Genomic DNA, 3,666 nt, shown 5'->3' on the forward strand with positions numbered 1-3,666 from the left:
GTTTTTTTAAGGAAAAATCTCAAAAAGACACCTACATAGTATATGCTATGATTGTTGTAGTTTTTTTCGCTGTAGCTTATCCATTCTATGATTTGTCTATGAATGAGTTCGAAAGCCAAAAGAAAAAAGTTCAAGACATAACTGCAAAAATTGACTCAGACAAGCTTTATCTAAAAGTTAACACTGAGGCGAAAGTTGCTATGTTAGTTCAAGAGATAAAAGGTCTTGAAGTTGAACTTGTTGCTCAAAAAGAGAGAAACAACTACATAAAAGAGAAGATAGAGGCTATCTCTTCTCTTATATATGACGAAAGAGCTTGGGGTGAGTATCTTAACTCTGTTTCTATAAATGCAAAGAAACACAACATTAAGATAATTAACTTTGCAAATAGCTACTCAGAAAATAACGAATCTGCTTTTGGTCATGTTCTAGATATTGCTCTTGAGGTTAAAGGTAATTATTTAGATACGGTAAAGTTTATGAACTCTCTTGAGCAAAGCGAACTTGTTGTAGACGTACATGACTTTAACATAAAAGCTCAAGATGCGCTAAACACAAATCTTGATATCTCAGTTTGGGGGATTACTTACTAATGAAAACAGCATTAATAATATTACTCGCAATATTTCTAGGTAACTCTCTGTATGCTAATGAATTAGAGTGGGTAGATGAGCAGATAGAGGCGATTAAGCCACCAAGAAAAGGTGTAAATATACCTGCACTCGGCAGTCCGTTTGTTTTTTTAGACAAAAACAAACCTGAAACAAAAGATGCAAGAAAAGGTTCGAGAACGGCAGCCGCTCCAGCTTCAAAAGCAGCTTCTTCAAAAACAGCATCTTTAGCACAGGCAGAAAAAACAGACGATGTCCCTAAGAAGGGTAGCCTTGTATTAAGCACAATCATAAACTCCTCAGCTATGATTGATGGAAGCTGGTATAAAGTAAGCGATAAGATTAGCAGCTATACAGTTACAGACATAACAAAAACATCTGTGACTCTAAAACAAGGTAGCAAAGAACTTGTCTTGTCAACTGTTAGTAAAAATCCAAATTTAAAATTCAAAAATAAGTAGGGCAGACTCATGAAACTTATAAAAACAACGATATACTCAACTCTTCTAACGGTTCTATTATCAACCAATGTCGTGGCCGATTGTTCATATGAGCTATTTAGCATTAGTTCGACAAAAAACACTAAGATAATTGACTTTATAGATCAGCTCAGTGATGAATGTGAATTTAGTATCATAGTAACAGATCCAAATGCACAGAAGTTTTTGGACAGCAACCTAAACAAGACAAATCTAAACAACTTAACTATCAATGAAGTTTTAGATCTTGTACTAAAAGAGAATAACCTCACTTATTCTCTAGAGAACAATATTTTAAGGGTTTCATATCTCGAAACCAAAATGTTCAATATTGACTATATCTTGTCACAAAGAAAAAGTGAGTCTAAAACCAACATCACACTCTCCTCTGAGGGAGCTGGAACGACAACTACGACTGGAACGTCAACTGGTGCTACTGATGAATTAGGCGGTGGAAGTGCCGGTAAATCAGGAATGATGATTGATAGCTCTGATGAAGTTCTTTTCTGGCATCAGCTGGATTTGGAGTTTCAAGAAGTTCTTAACAGACCCCAAGATGTATATACAGCGCAGCTTCCTATTATAAATAAGAATGCGGGCATTATTACCGTTACTGCTACAGTTAAACAGATGGAGAGATTTGAGAAGTATCTTAAAAAACTTCAAGATAAAGTGCAGCTTCAAGTTCTAATAGATGTTCAACTTCTCTCAGTTACGCTTAGTGATGGCAAAACAACCGGTGTTGATTGGCAGCAGTTATATAGGCTTCAAGACATAGATCTAAGCATCGATAAACTGTTTCACAAAAATGTCTCAGAATTTGAAGATAACAAAATTACCACAGCCATTGCCGGTGGTGGTGCTGCTGAAAATTCACATTTAATAAAAATAAGTGCAAGCGGAAACTTAAACGAGGTTATAAAATTTCTTAAAACGCAGGGTGATGTAACTTCTATCTCAAACCCAAAAGTTTTAACACTAAATAATCAAGCGGCACTTATTACAGCTGGAACAGAGTACTTCTATAAAATTATAAGTACGGAGACTCTATCTGGCACTACAAGCGGAACTCAAAGTACAAGTGAAGATCTTCAGTCTGTTTTTGCCGGTGTTTTGCTCGATATAACACCAGAAATTTCCGATGACGATATGATTACATTAAAGATTAATCCGTCTCTATCTGAAACGGCTTCGGACATATCTCTTGTTGAATCAGCAGATAGAACTATGCCCCCTGACCTTCGTCGCCGTCAACTCTCTTCAGTTGTAACTATAAAAGATGGAAGTCGTATAATATTAGGTGGCTTGATCAATACTAGCAACAGTATCAATGTAAATAAAGTTCCGATATTGGGTGATATTCCGATATTAAACTATCTCTTCAAGTATGAGAATAAACTAAAAATTACTCAGGAATTAGTTATCGTTATTGAGCCTCATATCATTCGCAAAGGCAACGAGAATCTCTCACTCTCAGACTTGGGTTATGAAGGATTATCAGACAGCATCATGATAAATACAAAAGAGGCGATTAAAGTCACTACAACCGAAACAAGAGAGGAAAATTGAAACCTGGTATCTATGAAAACTCAAGGGATGTTTTTTTAGATACGGTTAATGTCAAAGACTACATCCAGCTTGAGAAAGTCTCTATGATTTACCAAGCCCTAAGAGACTCTATAGAGAAGCCCTTAAAAATGGTTCTTCTATACGGCAAACCTGGAACGGGTAAGAGTATGTTTTTATCAAGGCTGCATGAAGATGTTGCTTCTGCGCAAAAAGCATATCTCTACAAAACTCCTATTTTAGATGAGAGTGAGTTTTTTAAAACTCTTGCTCAAGATCTATATGGAATCAGATATGACAGCGAATTGAATTTTACACAATTTATGAAGGTTGTAGAAAACAGAGAGCTTATCGAAGCAATAGTTCCCATTATAATGCTTGATGAGGCGCAGCTCTACACTACGGCAATGATGGAAAAAATTAGACTTTTATCGGATACAAGAAAAGTAAAATTTGTAATCGCCCTGCATAAAACAGAAAAAGAAGATATTATTGCAAAAGAGCATTTCCAAACTAGAATCTGGGAGAGCATAAAGCTCGAAAACGCTTCTCCAGTGGAGCTTAAAATATACATCCAAAAAAAACTAATGAAAGTAAATTGTGTTGATACAGCAAGCATGTTTGTGCCAAAATCAATTAAGCTTATTCACAAATTGACGGATGGAAACTATAGAGATACAAACAAATTAGTATACACGCTCTTTGATATATACCACTATTACGCTCAAAATAATCCAAATGAAATAAGAGGAAATGAAATTTCAAAGAAAATTATAGAGATGGCTGCGATACATACAGGATTGATAAATGCTTAATGTTAACGAACTTGAAAACAAACATAAAAAATATAAACTTAAATCATATACTCCATACTTGGCAATTTTTTTAGGCGTTAGCGCTGCTATTTTGTCAATATCTTTTTTTCTTCTCTATGATTTTAATTCAAAAACAGAGACAAAAAAAGAGCTTATCGCTCAAAAAATCCAAAACTACAATGAAGAGAAAAAAGC

At 35.0% G+C, this 3,666-nt stretch carries 4 protein-coding genes and 1 pseudogene; all 5 read left to right on the plus strand.

What is annotated here, in order from left to right:
• On the plus strand, window positions 1-593 hold a 593-nt coding region (gene pilO / locus RQ763_RS10600; RefSeq protein ID WP_314152923.1), incomplete at its 5' end, for a type 4a pilus biogenesis protein PilO.
• Entirely contained in the window at window positions 593-1,072 is a 480-nt protein-coding gene (locus RQ763_RS10605; RefSeq protein ID WP_314152925.1) for a hypothetical protein, read from the plus strand. The genes pilO and RQ763_RS10605, both read left to right, overlap by 1 nt.
• Window positions 1,073-1,081: 9 nt before the next feature.
• Complete coding sequence (gene mshL / locus RQ763_RS10610; RefSeq protein WP_314152927.1) at window positions 1,082-2,659, plus strand: pilus (MSHA type) biogenesis protein MshL; 1,578 nt, start codon at window positions 1,082-1,084, stop codon at window positions 2,657-2,659.
• On the plus strand, window positions 2,656-3,471 hold the full coding sequence (locus tag RQ763_RS10615; protein ID WP_314152928.1) for an AAA family ATPase: 816 nt from the start codon (window positions 2,656-2,658) through the stop codon (window positions 3,469-3,471). Before mshL ends, RQ763_RS10615 begins: the two co-directional genes overlap by 4 nt.
• Window positions 3,464-3,666, plus strand: a pseudogene (locus RQ763_RS10620) (hypothetical protein); the annotation flags it as partial. The gene RQ763_RS10615 and the pseudogene RQ763_RS10620, both read left to right, overlap by 8 nt.

The sequence above is a fragment of the Sulfurimonas sp. genome, from assembly GCF_032250635.1.
GTDB lineage: Bacteria > Campylobacterota > Campylobacteria > Campylobacterales > Sulfurimonadaceae > Sulfurimonas.